The organism is Streptomyces sp. NBC_00019 (genome assembly GCF_045041015.1).
GTDB lineage: Bacteria > Actinomycetota > Actinomycetes > Streptomycetales > Streptomycetaceae > Streptomyces.
Genome location: NZ_CP108302.1, coordinates 1530349 through 1549507, shown reverse-complemented (window position 1 = coordinate 1549507; position 19159 = coordinate 1530349). Strand labels below are relative to the sequence as shown.

General features: G+C 71.8%; 17 protein-coding genes. 8 read left to right on the top strand and 9 right to left on the bottom strand.

What is annotated here, in order from left to right; all coding sequences use genetic code 11:
* Positions 1-128 precede the first annotated feature (128 nt).
* The 3 genes from OHU89_RS07580 to OHU89_RS07570 are packed head-to-tail and all read left to right on the top strand — an operon-like array spanning position 129 to position 3741.
* Positions 129-419, top strand: a complete 291-nt coding sequence (locus OHU89_RS07580; RefSeq protein ID WP_405641066.1) for an SHOCT domain-containing protein — start codon at positions 129-131, stop codon at positions 417-419.
* On the top strand, positions 416-1183 hold the full coding sequence (locus OHU89_RS07575; protein ID WP_405641064.1) for an ABC transporter ATP-binding protein: 768 nt from the start codon (positions 416-418) through the stop codon (positions 1181-1183). Before OHU89_RS07580 ends, OHU89_RS07575 begins: the two co-directional genes overlap by 4 nt.
* Positions 1180-3741 carry an ABC transporter permease gene (locus OHU89_RS07570; RefSeq protein WP_405641062.1) on the top strand — a complete coding sequence of 854 codons (2562 nt, stop codon included), beginning with the start codon at positions 1180-1182 and terminating at the stop codon, positions 3739-3741. The genes OHU89_RS07575 and OHU89_RS07570 overlap by 4 nt, the downstream gene beginning before the upstream one ends.
* Before the next feature lie 32 nt (positions 3742-3773).
* Here OHU89_RS07570 and OHU89_RS07565 read toward each other — a convergent pair whose 3' ends face one another.
* On the bottom strand, positions 3774-4313 hold the full coding sequence (locus OHU89_RS07565) for an ATP-binding protein (protein ID WP_405641060.1): 540 nt from the start codon (positions 4311-4313) through the stop codon (positions 3774-3776).
* A 187-nt stretch (positions 4314-4500) separates the two neighbouring features.
* Positions 4501-4824, bottom strand: coding sequence for a hypothetical protein (locus tag OHU89_RS07560; protein ID WP_046258139.1), 324 nt, complete (start codon positions 4822-4824; stop codon positions 4501-4503).
* Between the two features lie 333 nt (positions 4825-5157).
* Between OHU89_RS07560 and OHU89_RS07555 the strand changes: the two genes are divergently transcribed.
* The gene (locus OHU89_RS07555; RefSeq protein ID WP_405641058.1) at positions 5158-6282 is read left to right on the top strand and encodes a PLP-dependent cysteine synthase family protein; all 1125 of its coding nucleotides are present in this window, start codon (positions 5158-5160) and stop codon (positions 6280-6282) included.
* Here the strand turns inward: OHU89_RS07555 and OHU89_RS07550 are convergent.
* Positions 6279-6749 carry an SRPBCC family protein gene (locus OHU89_RS07550; RefSeq protein ID WP_405641056.1) on the bottom strand — a complete coding sequence of 157 codons (471 nt, stop codon included), beginning with the start codon at positions 6747-6749 and terminating at the stop codon, positions 6279-6281. The two genes, OHU89_RS07555 and OHU89_RS07550, sit on opposite strands and share 4 nt — an antisense overlap.
* Before the next feature lie 51 nt (positions 6750-6800).
* Positions 6801-7631, bottom strand: a complete 831-nt coding sequence (locus tag OHU89_RS07545; protein WP_405641054.1) for a DeoR/GlpR family DNA-binding transcription regulator — start codon at positions 7629-7631, stop codon at positions 6801-6803.
* A 292-nt stretch (positions 7632-7923) separates the two neighbouring features.
* Between OHU89_RS07545 and OHU89_RS07540 the strand changes: the two genes are divergently transcribed.
* On the top strand, positions 7924-10215 hold the full coding sequence (locus OHU89_RS07540) for a hypothetical protein (RefSeq protein WP_405641052.1): 2292 nt from the start codon (positions 7924-7926) through the stop codon (positions 10213-10215).
* 9 nt (positions 10216-10224) lie between these two features.
* Here the strand turns inward: OHU89_RS07540 and OHU89_RS07535 are convergent, their stop codons facing one another.
* From OHU89_RS07535 to OHU89_RS07520, 4 genes are all read right to left on the bottom strand, one after another.
* A complete protein-coding gene (locus OHU89_RS07535) occupies positions 10225-12663 on the bottom strand; it encodes a right-handed parallel beta-helix repeat-containing protein (RefSeq protein WP_405654366.1) in 2439 nt (812 codons plus the stop codon).
* Positions 12664-12853: 190 nt separating this feature from the next.
* Positions 12854-13459: a hypothetical protein gene (locus OHU89_RS07530; protein ID WP_405654364.1), complete on the bottom strand. Its 606-nt coding sequence runs from the start codon at positions 13457-13459 to the stop codon at positions 12854-12856.
* A 169-nt stretch (positions 13460-13628) separates the two neighbouring features.
* On the bottom strand, positions 13629-14459 hold the full coding sequence (locus tag OHU89_RS07525) for an MOSC domain-containing protein (RefSeq protein WP_405641050.1): 831 nt from the start codon (positions 14457-14459) through the stop codon (positions 13629-13631).
* Positions 14460-14501: 42 nt separating this feature from the next.
* Positions 14502-14939 carry a DUF6643 family protein gene (locus tag OHU89_RS07520; protein ID WP_405641048.1) on the bottom strand — a complete coding sequence of 146 codons (438 nt, stop codon included), beginning with the start codon at positions 14937-14939 and terminating at the stop codon, positions 14502-14504.
* 295 nt (positions 14940-15234) lie between these two features.
* Here OHU89_RS07520 and OHU89_RS07515 point away from each other — a divergent pair, with 295 nt between their 5' ends.
* Entirely contained in the window at positions 15235-16494 is a 1260-nt protein-coding gene (locus tag OHU89_RS07515; RefSeq protein WP_405654362.1) for a TerD family protein, read from the top strand.
* Positions 16495-16498: 4 nt separating this feature from the next.
* On the opposite strand, the gene OHU89_RS07510 is transcribed toward OHU89_RS07515, so the two are convergent.
* On the bottom strand, positions 16499-17665 hold the full coding sequence (locus OHU89_RS07510; protein ID WP_405654360.1) for a glycosyltransferase: 1167 nt from the start codon (positions 17663-17665) through the stop codon (positions 16499-16501).
* A gap of 66 nt (positions 17666-17731) precedes the next feature.
* Here OHU89_RS07510 and OHU89_RS07505 point away from each other — a divergent pair, with 66 nt between their 5' ends.
* Together OHU89_RS07505 and OHU89_RS07500 are read left to right on the top strand one after the other, a co-directional pair.
* Positions 17732-18517, top strand: a complete 786-nt coding sequence (locus OHU89_RS07505; protein WP_405641046.1) for a glutamate racemase — start codon at positions 17732-17734, stop codon at positions 18515-18517.
* Positions 18518-18612: 95 nt separating this feature from the next.
* Positions 18613-19158, top strand: coding sequence for a hypothetical protein (locus tag OHU89_RS07500; protein WP_405641044.1), 546 nt, complete (start codon positions 18613-18615; stop codon positions 19156-19158).
* The last annotated feature ends 1 nt before the right edge of the window (position 19159 follow it).

Below are 19159 nucleotides of genomic sequence, written 5' to 3'. Positions count from 1 at the left end.
AGCCGGAACGGCCCTTCGTACTCCCTGGGAGGTACCCGCACTGCCGCTGGCCGTACGACGACCCGCACCCCTCCCCGGGGCCAGTCTCGAGACATCACCCGAACCCACCACTAGGGAGATGACCCGAGATGCAGACCCTGGCGCACTGGGACGGCGGGCCCGGCCCGTGGATCCTTCTCTTCCCGCTGATCTGGGCGGCCGTCGTGGTCGGCGCCGTCACCGTCCTGCGCCGCACCGGCCTGCGCGGCCGCCGTGGCCCGTGGCGCGCGACGGCCGACACCGGTCCGTCCGGCGACTCGCCCATCGCCATGCTCGGCCGCCGCTTCGCCTCCGGCGAGATCGACGAGGACGAGTACTGGCGCCGGCTGTCCGTCCTGGACGAGCAGTTCGGCCGCACGGGCAAGGGCGGTGCGGCATGACGACCACGACCGCCGTCCGGTCGGCCGCCCGGGTGGTCGACGCCGTGAAGGTCTACGGCACCGGCGACACCGGCGTGAGGGCCCTGGACGGGGTGAGCGTCGACTTCCCGGTCGGCCGCTTCACCGCGATCATGGGGCCCTCGGGCTCCGGCAAGTCCACCCTGATGCACTGCGCGGCCGGTCTCGACACGCTCACCTCGGGCACCGCCCACATCGGCGACACCGAACTGGGCTCCCTCGACGACCGCCGCCTGACCCTGCTGCGCCGCGAGCGTGTGGGCTTCGTGTTCCAGGCGTTCAACCTGGTGCCCACCCTGACCGTCGAGGAGAACATCACGCTCCCCCTCGACCTCGCGGGCGGCAAGGGCGACCGCGAGTGGATCGACGCACTCGTCGACGTCGTCGGCCTGCGCGACCGCCTCCACCACCGCCCCTCCGAACTCTCCGGCGGTCAGCAGCAACGCGTCGCCGTGGCAAGGGCGTTCGCCGGCCGGCCGGACGTCGTCTTCGCCGACGAACCGACCGGCAACCTGGACTCCCGCTCCGGCGGCGAGGTCCTCGGCCTCCTCGGCCGTGCCGTACGCCAGACGTCCCGCACGGTCGTCATGGTCACTCACGACCCGGTGGCCGCCGCCCACGCCGACGAGGTCGTCTTCCTCGCGGACGGGCGCCTGGTCGACCGTATGACCGCACCGACCGCCGACAAGGTCCTGGACCGCATGAAGGCCTTCGACACCACCTCATCCCTCGGAGGGCCGTCATGAACGCCTCCGTCCGCCTGAGCGTGTCCTCTCTGCGCGCCCACAAGCGCCGCTTCGCCGGAACCTTCCTCGCGGTGTTCCTCGGCGTCGCCTTCCTGGCCGGCACGCTCGTCATGGGCGACACCCTGCGCGCCAGCTTCGACACGATGTTCGGCAGGGCGACCAGCGGCACGGACGCCGTGGTCCGCAGCGCCGACGCCATCACCACACCGGGCGAGAGCGAGGGCGTGCGCCAGCCGGTCGCCACCGACCTGGTGAAGACCGTCGAGCAGGTCCCCGGCGTGGCGGCCGCCGCCCCCAGCATCCAGGGCGCGGGCCAACTGGTCGGCGCGAACGGCGACCCCATCGGCGGCCAGGGTCCGCCCACCCTCGCGGGCAACTGGATCGCCGACCCCGAGCTCAACGCCTACCAGCTCGCCGAGGGCCGCGCCCCCGCCAAGTCGGGCGAGGTCGTCATCGACCGGGGCACCGCCGAGCGCGGCGACCTGAAGATCGGCGACACGACGACTCTGCGAACGCCGGACCCGGTCGAGGTGACGATCGTCGGCCTGGCGACCTTCGGCGGCGAGGACGGCATGGCCCAGGTGACGTTCGCCGGCATGACGCAGGCCGACGCCGAGAAGTACCTCACCGCACGGCCCGGCGAGGCGGCCACCATCCAGGTGCGCGCCGGTCCCGGCGTCAGCCAGCAGGAGCTCGTCGACCGGCTGACTCCCGTACTGCCCAAGGGAGTCGAGGCGATCACCGGTCAGAAGTCGGCCGAGGAGAACACCGAGATGATCTCCAGCCAGTTCCTGACCATCTTCACCCTCTTCCTCCTCGTCTTCTCCGGCGTCGCCCTGCTGGTGGCGACCTTCTCCATCCACAACACCTTCGCGATCGTCGTCGCCCAACGCACCCGCGAGAACGCTCTGTTGCGAGCCCTGGGCGCCTCCCGCCGCCAGGTCACCGTGTCGACCCTGGTGGAGGCGACCGCGGTCGCGGTGACGGCCTCGCTCGCGGGTCTGGCGGGTGGCATAGGCATCGCCGCGGGTCTCCAGGTCCTGTTCCCGGCGATCGGATTCCCGTTCCCCGAGGGTGACTTGGTGGTCAGTGCACTGTCCATGCTGCTGCCGCTCGCGGTCGGCATCGTGGTCTGCCTCGGCTCCGCGCTCCTGCCCGCCGTACGGGCGGGCCGCACCGCCCCCATGGCGGCACTGCGTGAAACCGCCGTCGACGCCTCGGGCGCCTCCCGCGTCCGCGCCGTCACCGGTATGGGCCTCGTCGCGCTCGCCCTCGGCGTGACGATCAGCGGCGTCCTCGTCTCCCCGTCCCTGTGGCTCGCGGGCACCGGTGCCGTCCTGGCCCTGGCCTCGTTCGTGGTCCTCGGCCCGGTCGCCTCCACCACAGCGGTACGCGCCCTCGGAGGCCCCCTCGACCGGCTGCGCGGAGTCACGGGGGGCCTCGCCCGCCGCAACGCCCTGCGCAGCCCCAAGCGCACGGCCGCCACCGCCAGCGCCCTGATGATCGGTGTCGCGGTCGTCTCCCTGTTCACCGTGTTCGCCGCGTCCCTGAAGGCGACCATGGACCAGACCGTCTCCCGCTCCTTCGCGGGTGACATCGCGGTGAGCACTCCGGCGTTCGGCGCGGGCGGCAGCGGCCTGAGCCCTCGTCTGGCCGACGCCGTCGACAAGCTGCCCGAGGTGGACACGGCCGTCGGACTCGGCCGCGGAGTCGCCGAAGTCGACGGCAAGGGCAGGGCGTTGACCGTCACCGACCCGCTGGCGCTGGAGCGCACCTTCGACCTGGGCACGGTCAAGGGGTCCCTGAGCGGTCTCGGCACGGACGGCATCGCCATCACCGAGAGCGAGGCCGACAAGCAGGGACTGAAGACCGGCGACACGACCCGGCTGACGTTCACCGACGGCAAGAAGGAGACCTTCACGGTCCGTGCCGTCTACGGCCGGTCCGAACTCGCGGGGGAGTACGTCATCACCCGCGCGGCCTGGGAACCGCACCGCACCCAGGACTCCGACACCCTCGTCGCCGTGTCCTTCAAGGACGGCGTGAGCACGGACACCGGCAAGGCCGCGGTGGAGAAGGTGGCCGAGAGCTACGGCAACCCCGAGGTGCAGACCCGGGACGAGTACGCGCAGTCCTCGGCGGGTGGCATCGACATGATGCTCACCCTGGTCTACGCCCTGCTGGCCCTGGCGGTCCTCATCGCACTCCTCGGCATCGCCAACACCCTGACCCTGGCGATCCACGAACGCACCCGGGAACTGGGCCTGCTGCGGGCGGTCGGCCAGACCCGCTCCCAGCTGCGGGCCATGGTCCGCTGGGAGTCGGTCCTGGTGGCCGCGTTCGGCACGGTCGGGGGCCTGGCGCTCGGCGGGTTCCTCGGCTGGGTCCTGGTCAAGGCCTCCGACGGCGCGAGCGACAGCGACTTCGCCTTCGCGATGCCGCCGCTGCAACTCGCGATCGTGGCCCTGGTGGGCCTGGCGGCGGGCGCCTTGGCGGGCCTGCGCCCGGCCCGTCGCGCGGCACGCCTGGACGTACTGCGGGCGATCGCCACCGAGTGAGACGGGGGCTGCTGCAGGATGTCACCGCCCGGTCAGCCGACAACGGCCGACCGGGCGGGAGCATGTTCGGTCCTGAGGGCGTCGACCTCGGCGAACACCCGAGGTGTCTTCTCCGCGACACGCCGCGGCGGACGTGCCGCCCCGGCCTTCACGGCAGCCGGCGCGGAAAGCGCGAACCACACGACCTTGCCCGCCTCCCCGTCCGGCCGCACGCCCCAGCTCTCGCTGACGGCGGCCACCATGGCGAGACCTCGCCCGCGGGTGGCGAGCGTGTCGGCTTCCAGGAGGTCGTCGGGCATGTCCTCCACGACCGGCAGACGCGGGTCGTGGTCGTACACCGAGACCATGAGTCGGTCGAGGACCACCTCGATCTCCACGGTGCACATCTTGTCGGGCTGGGCGTGCCGGTGGACGTTGGTCAAGAGCTCCGTCACACCGAGCGCCGCCCGGTCTATGAGGGGGTCGAGATGCCAGTAGCGCAACTGCGCAGAGACGATTCTGCGGACCTGGCCGATCCGCGACGGCAGGGCTTGGAGCTCCACCGTGCAGTGCCTGCTTGGGTGACTGATCACGGCTGCGACTCCCCGACTGAAGAGGTCCGGAAGAACACGGAGTTCGGATCGATCCAGCAAGGCGCCTGGTGAAACGGCTGCCTGCTGCCATGCCCGGCGGGCTGGTTCGCAGCGTTATCGCCGGTAAACCCAGAGTGACGTGAGAACAGCGTGACTCAGGGGGTGGGGTCCCGCAACTCGCGGTGCCTCACCCGTTACGTCCCGCGGCCCTCCGTACGGCCTCGATGAACCGGCGTGCCGCGGGTGGACCCGGCTCGCCCGGCGCTGGGTCGTGATCGCCGAGGGTCAGCAGATACCGCTTGCCGTTGAGGTCGGCGAGTGCCCGGTCGTCGGCCGCGAACCAGGGCTTGGACGCCCGCACCGCCTGCACCGGTGCGCTGTCGATCTCGCTGCCGTAGCTGGTGAGCAACTCCAGCCTGCCGTCGCTGATCCGGACCTGTCCGGCCCGGGTGAGCGAACGCAGCCGCTTCCCGATCCGCACGCCCGTGGCCGTGAACTCCGGCTCCGCCATGCTCCCCGCCCCCTAGTGCGTTCTCGGTGTGCCGGCCCATGATCCGGCTCGTTACGTGATCCAGTGTGCGCCCCCGTCCGGGACCGGCGCGCCCCGTTCGGAGCAGTCTGCCCGCACCCGGCGTCGAGCACCAGTGCGCATGCGACCCCCGGTACGGGAGCCCGGAGCACTCGTCCGAATGCGCCCCCATGGCCTTGCGGAGCCCGGCCCCCAGGGTGGCCTTTGGGGTGCTCAAAGGTGTGTTTATGCAGGTGAGAAGCGTGCGGAAGGTGCATATGATCGATGCGTCGACAGCGCGATCCGCCGTCGGCGCGAAGCCTAAGGAGCCCCGCCGTGAGCACCCCCCAGCAGATCCGGACCGGCGCCACCCTCGACGTCGACCACAGCGACGCCGCCTACCGTGCCTGGCTGAAAGAGGCCGTACGCAAGGTCCAGGCCGATGCCAACCGCTCGGCCGACACGCACCTCCTGCGCTTCCCGCTGCCGGAGAAGTGGGGCATCGACCTGTATCTCAAGGACGAGTCGACCCACCCGACCGGCAGCCTCAAGCACCGTCTCGCCCGCTCCCTGTTCCTCTACGGTCTGTGCAATGGCTGGATCCGGCCCGGCCGCCCGGTGATCGAGGCGTCCAGCGGCTCGACGGCCGTCTCCGAGGCGTACTTCGCCGGACTGATCGGCGTGCCCTTCATCGCCGTCATGCCGCGCACGACCAGCGCCGAGAAGATCCGCCTCATCGAGTTCCACGGCGGCCAGTGCCACTTCGTGGACGACTCGCGCAGGATGTACGAGGAATCGGCCCGGCTCGCGGTGGACACCGGCGGCCACTACATGGACCAGTTCACCTACGCGGAACGGGCCACGGACTGGCGCGGCAACAACAACATCGCCGAATCCATCTTCCGACAGCTGGAGTTGGAGCGGTTCCCGGAACCCGCGTGGATCGTTGCCACGGCCGGCACCGGCGGCACCTCGGCGACCATCGCCCGTTACGTCCACTACACCCAGCGCGACACCCGCATCTGTGTCGCCGACCCGGAGAACTCCTGTTTCTTCGAGGGCTGGACCACCGGCGATCCGGACGTCACCTGCGACTGCGGCTCCCGCATCGAGGGCATCGGCCGGCCGCGCATGGAGCCGAGCTTCGTGCCCGGCGCCGTCGACCGGATGATGAAGGTCCCCGACGCCGCCAGCGTCGCCGCCGTACGGGCGCTGGAACAGGCCATCGGCCGCAAGGCGGGCGGCTCGACCGGCACCGGTCTGTGGAGCGCGCTGAAGATCGTCGCCGAGATGGTGGCCGAGGGACGGCGGGGCAGCGTGGTGACGCTGCTGTGCGACCCCGGGGACCGGTACCTCGACAAGTACTACTCGGACGCGTGGCTGGCCGAACAGGGTCTGGACATCCAGCCGTACGCGGCGGCGATCGAGTCGCTGCTCGAGACGGGCGTCTGGCCCTGCTAGGCAGCGATACGCCGGTCCAGTGCGGTGACCGCGCGCCGGAACGCCCGCCCCAGCCCGGCACGTCCGAGCTTCGCCGTGAAGCGGATCGGGGCCGTGCCGTCCAGGGCGAAGGTCCAGCGCACCAGAGTGCCCGTTCCCGAGGGGGTGAGCCGCCACTCCTCGGCGAAGGCGTGGATGCCGGGGGTGTTCGCCACGTCGACGCGGTAGGCGTACACCTCGGGTTCCTTCGCCGCGATGATCGTCTCCTGGAAGCGTCCGCCACCCCTGAGACGGATCTCGCGCGTCGAGCCGTCGCCGGTCGGCCGGGCGTGGGTGACCGCCGAGAACCACTCCGCCCAGCCCGGCACATCATCGGCGAGGGCCCGGTAGACGGCCTCCGGGCCGGCGGACATCTCCCGGGCGAAGACCATGCGCACGGGAGCGACCTCGATGAAGTCGAGCCCCACGGTGCGCAGTTGGTGAGCCACGGTCACACCCCCAGGTGACGACAGAGGGGTGACACCCTAACTGACGCTCAGTCAGCTGTCTGTAGCCCCACCGGGCTCACCGGCCACCACCAGCCGCCGCAGATGCTCGCCGACCTCCTCGCGCGCCGCCTCCGGCAGCCCCGCGTCCGTGACCAGCGTGTCGACCTGCTCCAGCGCCGCGAACGAACTCAGGCCCACCGTGCCCCACTTGGTGTGGTCGGCGACCACCACGACACGCCTCGCCGACTGCACCAGACGGCGGTTGGTCTCCGCCTCGGCGAGGTTCGGTGTGGACAGACCGGCCTCGACCGATATCCCGTGGACCCCGAGGAACAGCACGTCGAAGTGGAGCGCCGCGATCGCCTGGTCGGCCACCGGGCCCACCAGTGAGTCGGACGGCGTACGCACACCACCGGTCAGCACGACCGTGGCCGCACCCTGGCGGGGGCCCGTGGTGCGCTGCGCGGCGTGGAAGACGTCGGCCACCCGCACCGAGTTGGTGACGACCGTGAGGTCCGGCACGTCGAGCAGATGGTGGGCGAGCGCGTATGTCGTCGTGCCGCCCGAGAGGGCGATCGCGGAGCCCGGGGCGACCAGTTCGGCCGCCGCTCGCGCGATGTCCTCCTTGGCGGTCAGCTCCAGGCCCGACTTGGCCTCGAAACCCGGCTCGTGCGTGCTCGCCTCGACCACCGGGACCGCGCCGCCGTGCACCTTCTCCAGGACGCCCTGCCGGGCGAGCGCGTCGAGATCACGACGCACGGTCATGTCCGACACGCCGAGCTTGCGGGTCAGCTCGTTGACCCGGACGCCGCCGCGACGCCGGACCTCGTCCAGGATGAGGGCGCGCCGCTGCTCCGCGAGGAGGTTCTGATTCTCGCTCACGTACGCTCCGGTCCTTTCGCCTCAACCCGTCCGACACGCCCCGTGCACCTGCTCCGACGAGGACATTTTCCCCGTTCCAGGTGCATGGACGCCCCATCCTCGCACGGCACGGTACCGGTCGCGCCACCGACCGTCACGACGCGCGCATGTCACTTCGGCCTTATCCTCCGCCCCGACCGTCACACAGAACGGGGAGATTCCGTGACGAGAGGTGTACGGCGCGGCCTCAGCGGAGATCCTTGAGCCCGCACCGACATATGCGGACGGCGCGTCACGGGGGAAGAGCGAAACAGTGGAACATGTGCAGGAACGTGCCTCGACGGGCGGGCCGGAGGGCTCCGCGCTGGAGCTGCTGGTCCACGGGGTGGGCGGTACGACGCCCGAGAAGATGCTCGACGATCCGCGGACGGTGCGGATCACCGGCGACGACACGGCGGCCGTGTTCCGGCGCGCCGAGGACGCCGGGACCGACACCGGACCCGACAACCCCCGGCGCGAGCCGGTGCCCGAGGCGTACGTCTGGTGCAACCTCACCTCCGGCAACGCCTCGCGCGCCCTGTGGCTGCTGCTGCTCCCGTTCATGGTGGTCAACCTCGCCCACTGGATGCGCCCCGCCGCCCGCGGCCGCACCCGCACGGTCCGGCTGTACGGGCTGCTGGTGCGGCTGGCGGGACTGTCCCTGACGGTGCTGCTGGTCGCGGCCGTCTGCGAGGTGGCCCTCGATCTCACGGCATGGCAGTGCGCGGGCTCACGCGCCTGTGCCGACCGGCACTCCTGGCTGGGCTTCCTGTCGCCGACCGTCTCCGACGGCGGCTGGTGGAGCCGCCCCGGCCGCAGGCTCGCCCTCGCCGCCCTGCTCCCCGCCGTGCTCACCTGCCTGCTGTGGTACCTGTCCCACCGCACCTGGAACGCCTACGAGTCGCAGGCGCCGATGTCCCGCCCGGCCGAGCCCGACGAGGACACGGCCCGCACCGCCCTCGGCCGTCCCGGCTTCTGGTACGGACGCCGGCTGGTGGCCCGGCTGCGCGCCGCCCACACCGCCGCCGCCCTGCTCACGGTCGCCGCGGCCGTCGGCTCCGCGGCGGCCCGCTTCGACCGTCGTCCCGACGGACCCGCTCTGCTCGACGCGCTGGGCCGGCTCCTGATCGTGTCGCTGGCCGGCGGCGCGATCATGGTCGTCTGGGTGGTCTGCCGCCGCGGCCGCAGCGAGAACCGCCTCGACCGGGAGCTCGACGAGCATCTCGTACGACGTCTGCCGCTCGCCGCGCTCGGTCTGCTCACCCTGACCATGCTGTACGCCGGCTGGGAGCGCCCGGGATGGGAGTCGCAGGGGCGGCTGCCGGGCGACGCCACGTTCGGCGGCATCGCCCTGGTCCAGGGACTGATCGTGATCGTCATGGCCGTCGTGGCCCATACCCTGCACCGCACCCACCCCGACCCGCGCGCCGCCATGCGCGGCCTGGGCGGTCCCGCCGTCGCGATGCTCGCCTGCGCCCTCGGCGGGGTGATGTCCGGCGGTGTGTCCCAGCGTGTGGCCGACTGGCTGGACGGCACCGGAACCACCATGACCGGTCCACCCGTCCTGCTGACCTGGCAGGCGTCCGTGATCCCGCCGCTCCTCGTCGTCCTGCTGGTGCTGTGCGGGTGGCTGGGACGGCGCACCTGGCAGCTGCGCCGCACCGAGCTGGCCGGCGTGGACACCGCCTACCCGGACAAGCCCAAGGACCGGGCCCGCACCCGGCGTATCGCCAACGCCCGCGCGCTGGCCACACTCACCGACCGGGCCCCGCTGATCGTCGCCGTCACCTCCGCCACGACCCTGCTCCTGGGCGCCGGCGCACTGGTGGGCGCCCTCGCCACGGGCAAGACACCGGGCGAGACGGCGGACAGGACGTACGCCTTCGTCCAGGGCGCCGCCGAGACCGCGCAGGCGCTCGGCTCCTGGCTGATCGGGTTCGGCTTCATACTGTTCGTCACCTGGGGCCGACGCGCCTACAAGGACCCCTCCGCACGCCGCACCATCGGCATCCTGTGGGACGTCGGCACGTTCTGGCCGCGCGCCGCCCACCCCTTCTCGCCGCCCTGCTACGCCGAGCGCGCTGTCCCCGACCTGACCTGGCGGATAGCCACCTGGACGCGCGCCACCGGCGGCCGCCTGGTGATCTCCGGACACTCCCAGGGCAGCGTCCTCGCCGCCGCCGCGGCCTGGCAGCTGACACCGGCCGACCGCAGGCGGGTCGCGCTGCTGACATACGGCTCACCGCTCGAGCGGCTCTACGGACGCTGGTTCCCGGCCCACTTCGGGCCGGCCGCGCTCAGCGCCCTGCACCACGACGTCGCCTGTTGGCGCAACCTGTACCGGCCCACCGACCCCATCGGCGGCCCGGTCCGGCTGTCCGGCGAATGCGGCCCCGAGGTCGACCACGAACCCCTCAAGGACCCGCTGGCCTACGGTCGCACCGAGCAGCACCCGTTGCCCACGCCGATCCTGGGCCACTCCGACTACCAGGCCGACCCGGCCTTCGCCGAGGAGCGGGCGAAGTTGCTGGGCCGACTGCGTCCGGACGTACCGGCGCAGCGGTAGCCGCTCGGGTCAGGGAAGTTCCGGCAGGTCCTCCGCGTACAGCAGCGTCAGATCGTCCGTGCTGGGCTCCGCGACCTGGGCGACGCGGCTCGCGTGCCGCTCGACCATGGCCTCGAAGGTCTGGCGGGCGGTGCGGCCGTTGCCGAAGGCGGGGCCCTTGGGGATCGCCGTGAAGTACTTGAGGAGGGCCTCCGGCGTGCCCGACGCCAGTCGGTACTCGTGCTCGTCGGCCTGCTGCTCCACGATCCGCAGCAGCTCGTCGGGCGCGTAGTCGCCGAAGGTGATGGTCCGTGAGAAGCGGGACGCCACACCGGGGTTGACCGAGAGGAACCGCTCCATCTCGGCCGTGTAGCCGGCGACGATCACCACGACCGCGTCCCGGTGGTCCTCCATGAGCTTCACCAGGGTGTCGATGGCCTCCTTGCCGAAGTCGCGGCCGGAGTCCTCGGGGGAGAGCGCGTACGCCTCGTCGATGAACAGCACACCGCCGCGCGCCTTGTCGAAGGCCTCCTGGGTGCGGATCGCGGTGGAGCCGATGTGCTCGCCGACCAGGTCGACGCGGGACACCTCGACGAGATGTCCCTTCTCCAGGACACCGAGGGAGGCGAGGATCTCGCCGTAGAGGCGGGCGACCGTCGTCTTGCCGGTTCCGGGGGAGCCGGTGAAGACCAGGTGGCGTTTGACCGAGGCCGCCTTGAGGCCGGCCTGCAGGCGGCGCCGGCCGACCTCGATCATGTCGGTGAGGGCCCGCACCTCGCGCTTGACGCTGTCCAGGCCCACCAGGGCGTCGAGTTCACCCATGACGGCCTTGGAGGTGCGCGAGGGCTGCTCCGGCGCGGCGGGGGCGCCAGGCTGCTCCGGCTCGGTGGTGCGCTGCCCGGGGATCGCGCCGAGCAGACCGGGGGACTGGCTCGCCGTCTGCACGACGGGCTCCGGGTCGGCCGACGGGCGCAGCCCCGCGCTCTCGTCGCTCGTGCAGTCCTCGACGACCGGGCCGACGCCGGATCCCGTGTCCGGGCCGGCGTCCGCGAACTCGTACCCGCCCCGTGCGCACCGCTCCGTACGGCACTTCTTGAGTGTCGTACGGGAGCCGTCGATCACATGGAAGCCGTAGCCGCCGCTGCCGGTGACCCGGCAGTTGAGGAAGCTGCCCCGGCCGCCCGCCGACACGTAGAAGCCGGCCTCGGCGGGGGAGTCCACCGTGCACCGCTCGATCGTCGGGTCGGCGCCCTTGGTGACGATCACGCCGGTCTGAGTGCCGTCCACCGTGCAGTTGTTGAGGGTGCCGCCACTGCCGTGGTCCCGGAACCAGGCGCCGGTGGCCGCGTCCCGGATACGGCAGTCGTCGAGCTGAGCGGTGGCTCCGTCGCTCACCGACACCGCGGTGTTGCGCACCTGGGAGAGGTCGCTGTCGACGACGTCCGCGCGGGAGCCGCGGTCCAGGACGAACAGCGCGTCCGGCACGTCGTGCACCCGGCACGAGTCCAGCACCACCGTCGCCCCGTCGCTCACCCACACCGCGGGATAGTCGCCGGTGCTGTCGAAGATCTCGCACTGGTTGGCGTCCACGCGCGTGCCCGGATCCCACACCGACAGGCCGTTGCGTCCGAACTGACGCACCGTCGTGCGGGTGAGGGTGAGGACGGAACGCGACCTGAGGTCCACCGCGTTCTCAGGAATGTCGTGGATGCTGCAGTCGGCCAGGGTCAGCACGGCGTCCGTGTCGAGCGTGACGCCGTCCCCGGTGGTGCGGTGCACATCGCAGTCGGTGAGATGCGCGGTGGCCTTGTTGGTGATCTGGACGCCGCTGCCACGGACCTCGTAGACCTCGCAACCCACCGCTTCCAGCGCGGAGTTCTCACCGGTCACGGACAGGCCCACACCCGACGCGTGATGCACCCGGCAGCGCTCGAGGCGCGGATGGGCGCCGCCGCGGACCGCGACGCCGGCCTGACCGGCCGCCACGACCTCGCACTCCTCGAACACGCCGCCCCCGTCGTCGAGTACGGCGATGCCGATCCCGGCCGGGTTGTCGACGGTGCAGCGCCGCACGGTCGGCCGGGCGCCGCCGCGCACCTCGATGCCGGCCGCGGACCGGGTGACGATCCGGATGTCCGTCAGTTCGGGGGTGCCCTCCTCGACGAGGAGCGCCGGCGCGGCCGCGTCCTGGCCCTCCACGTGAAGGTCCTGGACCACCGCCGAGGCGCGCACAGTCAGCGGCACTCCGTCGAGGGGCGCGATACGCACCGAGCCGGGGGAGCCCTCGGGCCCGCGCAGGGTCACCGCCCGCTGGACGACGAGGTTCTCCCGGTAGGTGCCGGGGGCGACGGTGAGGACATCGCCGTCGGCCGCGGCCTCCAGGGCGGCGGCGAGCGATGCGTACTCACCCGTGCGGCGCCGCCACCGCGAGGTGCCGGTGTGCGTCACCTGGACCGTGCCCTGTGCCATGGCGTTGCCGTGCCCCCACTTTGCGGTACTCATGGCTCGCGGGCCGTCGGGACACCGGTACCGACGTCAAGTGCCCGACACCGGCACGTCCCTGCAGCTCGCTCGCTCGCGGGTTCGTGCTGCCGAAGAAGTTCGGCCGGTCCACCGTAGCGTGCGCGCAGGCGGTGGGTTGACCAGAGCCGGAAGGCTGTCAGCTGCCGGTGCCGGTCCTGCCCCAGTCCGGGCCCGCCCGGTCCCAGGCCTGGTCCCAACGGGCGTACCGGCGACGGACCATGCGCCAGACGATCAACCGGCGGGCACTCTCGACGAGTCCGATGCCGAGCAGGGCCGCGCCGAACCCGGCGAGTACGGCATGTGTCGTGGCGGTCGCGGAGTCCAGCGGCCGGGCCACTATGCGGCCCTGGGCATCCGTCCATATCGTGAAGTGGTCGCCCTGGTGCGGTTCCTCGAGGTTCGCCAGGACCGTGCCGTGCTGAGCGGTGCCGTCCGGCGCGGTCCAGTCGGCGAGGACACGGGTGCGCATCTCCCGCCCGGTGGAGGTCTCCGGATCGGCGTCCAGTGGGGACCGGTCCAGCTTGCGGGTCACGGTCGCCGTCACCACATGACGGGCGACGCGCTGGTTGCGGACCGATTCCTGGAGGGAGTCCTGGGCCAGACCGCCGACGACGAAGCCGGCCACCGGCGCGACGACCAGGATGAGCACCATGGCCGCGAGGGCGACCCAGGCCTCGGCCAGATCGGTCGCACGGCGCAGCGGATTGTGCCGCCAGCGCCAGAGTCCGCTCATCGCTCGCACCGTCCGCACCCCCTTCCCGCTCCGTGATAATCCCTGGCGGAGATGTTCACGCGCAGGCCCGGTCAAAGAGAGAGCGAAATCACCAGCCGGACCTCTCATGAACTTCTCACGATTATCAACGCGCGGTCCCCCGCGGTGGGTTCCCGCACATCAGGCGTTGAGCGGGTCTCTACCGATCGAGGATCGTGACGGGGTCGCCGACGCGGATCGTGCCACGGGACCGGGCCACCAGGTTCTGCCCGAAGACCAGCTTTCCGCCCAGGCGACGGTGGCGTCCCAGGGTGTGCAGAGGTTCCCTGCCGCGGGCGGCGGTGGACTGGTCGGTGGTGGTCACGACACAACGCCCACAGGTCTTGGCGACCCGGAAGACGACCTCGCCGATCGCGAGCCGCGACCAGTCGTCCTCGGCCCAGGCGTCGGTGCCCGACACGACCACGTTGGGCCGGAACCGGTCCATGGGCAGCGGGCCCTCGTCGGCGTGATCACCCTGCGCGATCAGGGAGTTGAGGGCGTCGAGCGAGGCCGCCGTGGTGAGCAGCAGGGGAAAGCCGTCGGCGAAGGAGACGGTCTCGCCCTCGAAGGCGTACTCCGGATCGACGGGCCTGCGTGTGGCGGGATCGTCCATGTGCACCAGACGGACGTCCGCGCCGAGATAGTCGCTGCACCAGGCGTGCGCGGCCGCGTCCTCGGCGGGCACCGCCTCCACCTTGTCCCGGAAGATCGCCACCGGCACGGTGCCGACCGGGCGCGGCACGGGGACCTCCAGCGGCTCCATGCCGGGCGCGGACAGCCGGACGCCGCCGCCGGGCAGCAGCTCGGCGGCGGCAAGCGCGACACGCGGCTCCCGGCGTTGCGAGACGACCTTTCCCCCGTCGTCGATCAGCGCCCAGCGCCTGTCCCCGGCCAGCCCCCAGGGCTCCACGTCGGCCTCCCCGGGCGCGAGGCCCCGGAACGCCTTGACCGGATGGACATGAATCGACTGAAGCCGCGCATTACCCATGAACCCATCGTGCCAGCAGGCACGGGGTGTCCAGGGGTCGGCTCAGTAGCCGCGGTACTGCTGGTTGTTGTACGGATCCTGGTACGGAGCCGGAGCGGGGCGGGGAGCCGCGGGGCGCATCGCCTCGTAGCCCATGCCCTGCGCCGCCGCCGGACGTGGCTGCTGCGTCTGCGGGCCGGGATAGCCGCGCGGGACACCGGCCTGCTGCGGGATGTACGCGGCGGGCGCCTGCTGCAGCGGAGCCGGCTGCTGCGCCTGCGGGTAGCCGTAGGAGGGCTGGGAGGGACCCGCCGGGAGGGCGGGCAGTGCCGACGGCAGCGCGGGCAGGTTGCTGCTGCTCGGCATGGCGTACTCGGCCGGGACCCGGATCGGGGCGATCTGCGGGGTACCCCGCTCGGCCACGAGCGAGTCGTAGATCGGAGTGTCCGGGAAGGAGGCGGAGTAGTAGCCGCCGCCATAAGTGGAGCGGGGGGAGGTCATGGCACATAAGTTAAGCCCACGATGTGCTGGTTGGGGAGACCGATAAGAGGGTTGTTTTCCGTGTCGGCAGTGACCTCGGATCCCCAATGCGAGCGAAGGTGGGGAAAAGGGGCAGCGGCAGGGGTTCGGATCCTGTAAAGGCCGAGTTCCGAGCGGGTTACCCAGGGTTGGCGGGCGATCTCCCTGTGCATCGGATGGGAGTTCGCTGTCGCGGGGAATAGGTTGGCCCTGTAGGGAACCAATGGGCTGCCGGGACATGCCGGCGCGGTGACACGTGATGGGGGCGGACATGTCAATGTCGAAAGGGTCCAATGCTCCGGTGCCGACGACGGCACTGCGGGTCGAATTGGGCTGGAGTTCCGGACCGGGCGTACCCGACGCGGATGCCTCGGCGCTGCTCCTCGTAGGCGGAAAGGTCCGCTCCGACGGCGACTTCGTCTTCTACAACCAGCCGGCGCACACCTCCGGCGCGGTCCGCCACGAGGGCAAGCAGAACGCCGGTGGCCGGGTGGTCGACACACTTCTCGTCGACCTCGCGCGCGTGGAACCCGCCGTCGAGACCGTGGTCCTGGCCGCCTCCAGCGACGGCGGGTCGTTCGGACAGGTGCCGGGCCTCTACATCGAGGTCAAGGACGCTGCCCAGGGCACTGTGATCGCCCGCTTCGACAGCACCGGCGCCAGCGTCGAAACCGCTTTCGTCCTCGGCGAGTTCTACCGCCGCCAGGGCAACTGGAAGTTCCGTGCCGTCGGCCAGGGCTACAGCAGCGGGCTGGAAGGGCTGGCCACGGATTTCGGCATCACCGTGGACGAACCGCAGCAGGCCGCCCCGCCCGCACCGGTGGCCCCTGCGGTCACCGCCCCGCCGGTGACCGTGCCGCCTGCGCCGGCCGCGCCTCCGGCACCCCCGGCGCAACCGGTCCGCCTCACCAAGGTCACGCTCACCAAGGCGTCCCCGTCGGTCTCACTGACCAAACAGGGCGGCACCTCGGGCGCGATGCGTGTGAACCTCAACTGGGAGGTCCGCAAGCAGTTCTCGGGCTGGGCGAGCAAGCTGGGCCGCCCGGTCGCGACGCACAACGACCTCGACCTGGACCTGTGCGCCCTGTACGAGCTCACCGACGGCAGCAAGGGCGTCGTCCAGGCCCTCGGCAACGCCTTCGGCGCCCTGCACCAGCCGCCGTTCATCCACCTCGACGGCGACGACCGCACCGGCGCCGTCGCGAGCGGCGAGAACCTCACCGTCAACCTCGACCACAAGCAGGCCTTCCGGCGCATCCTCGTCTTCGTCACGATCTACGAGGGCGCACGCTCCTTCGCCGACCTGCACGCCACCGTGACCCTGCAGCCGCAGTTCGGCGCCGCGATCGACTTCTCCCTCGACGAGTGCACCGTCCCCTCGACGGTCTGCGCGCTCGCCCTGATCACCAACACCGGCTCCGACCTCGTCGTCCAGCGCGAAGCCCGCTACCTGGTGCCCGAGCGCGGGGTGAGCCCGCAGCGGACCGTCGACTACGCCTACGGCTGGGGCATGAACTGGACCCCCGGCCGCAAGTAGCGGGTCAGCCCTTGTCGGGCACCGTGTCCGGACGTGCGTAGGTGCGGCCCTTCCAGGCCGCACCGCGCCCCCGGTAGTGCTGGACGGCCGAGTCGACCGTCATCAGGAGATAGAGGAACGCCGTGAACGGCAGCAGGGGAGCGAGCCACAGCGCCTGCCGGTAGTAGCGGAGCATCGGGACGTACGTCCCCGTCATCACCAGCCACGCGAGCCCGCCGAGGACCGCGGTCGCCGTACTCCCCGCGACGAGCCCCGCCACCAGGGCCACGGGCGGCACCAGGTAGATCAGCGCGAGCCCGGCCACCGTTCCGGCCAGCAGCGGAAGGCTGTGCCGCAATTGCGCGTACGCGCTGCGCGAGACCATGCGCCACAGGTCGTGCAGCCGCGGATAGGGCCGCACGCTGTCCACCCGCTCGGCCAGCCCCAGCCAGATGTGACCGCCCCCGCCCTTGACCGCGCGCGCGAGCGCCACGTCGTCGATGACGGCGTGCCGGATCGCGTCCGGGATCCGCGCCCGCTCGGCGGTCTCCGCGCGCAGCAGTACGCAGCCGCCCGCGGCCGCCGCCGTCCGGGACGCCTTCTTCCCGATACGGCGGAAGGGGTACAGCTGGGCGAAGAAGTAGACGAAGGCCGGCACGACCAGCCGCTCCCACAGGCTCTCCACCCGCAGCCGGGCCATCTGAGACACGACGTCGAAGCCGCCGGTGCGCGCCGCCGCGACCAGGGCGCGCAGACTCTCCGGCTCGTGCGCGATGTCCGCGTCCGTGAGCAGCAGGTACTCGGGGTCACGCGCGCGTGCCAGGCCGATGCCATGGCGCACCGCCCAGAGCTTGCCCGTCCATCCGGCGGGCGGTTCGCCGGGTGAGCCCACGGTGAGCGGCAGTCCGCCGTACCGCCGCGACAGTTCCCGGGCGAGCTCCGCGGTGCCGTCCGAGCTGCCGTCGTCGACGAGGAAGACCTCGGCCGTCCCGGGGTAGTCCTGGGCCAGCAGCGACGGGAGGCTGGCGGACAGGACGGCGGCCTCGTCGCGCGCGGGGACGACGACGCAGACGGACGGCCACTCGTCGGGTTCCCGCCGCTCGGGCAGTCTGACGTCCGTACGCCAGAAGAAGCCCTGGCAGAGCAACAGCCACAGCCAGGCGGCGAGGGAAGCGGCGGCGGTCCACGTCATGGCGCTCACTCGCGCAGTGTCCCCCACCGGACCGGCCCGCAAGGGCTCATCGTCTATCGTGGCCGGGTGAAGATCGCGCTCATGGACTCCGGAATCGGCCTGCTTCCAGCCGCTGCCGCGGCACGCCGGCTCAGGCCCGACGCGGATCTCGTCCTGTCCTGGGACCCCGACGGGATGCCCTGGGGGCCGCGCACACCCGAGGACATCACGGAACGGGCGCTGGCCGTCGCCGAGGCCGCCGCGGCGCACCGTCCCGATGTGCTGATCGTCGCCTGCAACACCGCGTCGGTGCACTCGCTGCCCGCGCTGCGGGCCCGTTTCGAGCCGGACCTGCCGATCATCGGCACCGTTCCGGCGATCAAGCCGGCCGCCGCGGGCGGTGGCCCCCTCGCCATCTGGGCGACCCCCGCCACCACGGGCAGCCCCTACCAGCGCGATCTCATCGAACGGTTCGCCATAGGTGTGGACGTCGCCGAGGTGCCGTGCCCCGGGCTCGCGGACGCCGTGCACCATGCCGACGAGCCGGCGATCGAGGCCGCGATCGCCGCCGCCGCGGCACGTACTCCCGCCGACATCACGACCCTCGTCCTCGGCTGCACCAACTACGAACTGGTCGCCGAGCGCATCCGCGCGGCGGTGCAACAGCCGGGCCGGGCGCCGCTCATTCTGCACGGCACCGCCGGAGCGGTGGTCGCCCAGGCGCTGCGCCGGATCGGCGAGCTGCCCGCTCCCGAGGCATCCGCCGACGGCAGTCTCACCGTGCTGCTCAGCGGACGTGAGGCCGAGCTGCCCGGGACCGCGCTCACGTACGCGGAAGGCCGCTTCCTCTCGGCGGTCAGCCCCGCCCGCTGACCGAGGGTGACGAAAGAGGCCCCGCTCAGTCGACCGGCCCACTCACCCTCCGCCACGAGGTACCCGCGCAGCGAAACCTGAGTAACCTCATATGCATGAGGGACCACCCCCACGGCGTGAACGCGCCGCATCCCGAGGTCTGGACCGGACGCGCCACCAACCGGGTCCAGTGGCTGCTGGCGCTCGTCGGCGCCGCGTGCATGGCGCTCGGCATCGAGCTGGCCGTCGACTCGGCGTGGACCTCGGGCATCGCCCCGCTCGCCATGGCGGTCGTCGGGTGCATCGCGGCCGGCCTGCTCGTCCTCTTCGGCACGCTGGCGTTCGTGCATGTCGCGCTCAAGGTCGACGAGGAGTCCCTCGAGGTGCGCTGCGGCCACATGGGCCTGCCGCGCCGCCGCATCCCGCTGTCGCACGTGGCGGGTGCCGAGGTCGACCATGACGTCACCCCGCGCCACTGGGGCGGCTGGGGCTACCGCTGGCGGCCCGAGAAGGGCACCGCCGTCGTCGTACGCCGTGGCGAGGGCATCGTGCTGAGCCTGTGGGACGGGCACACGTTCACGATCACCGTGGACGACGCCGAGGCCGCCGTGCAGATCATCAGGGACCGGCTGCGCTCGCGCGCGCACGGCGGGGCGCACTAGG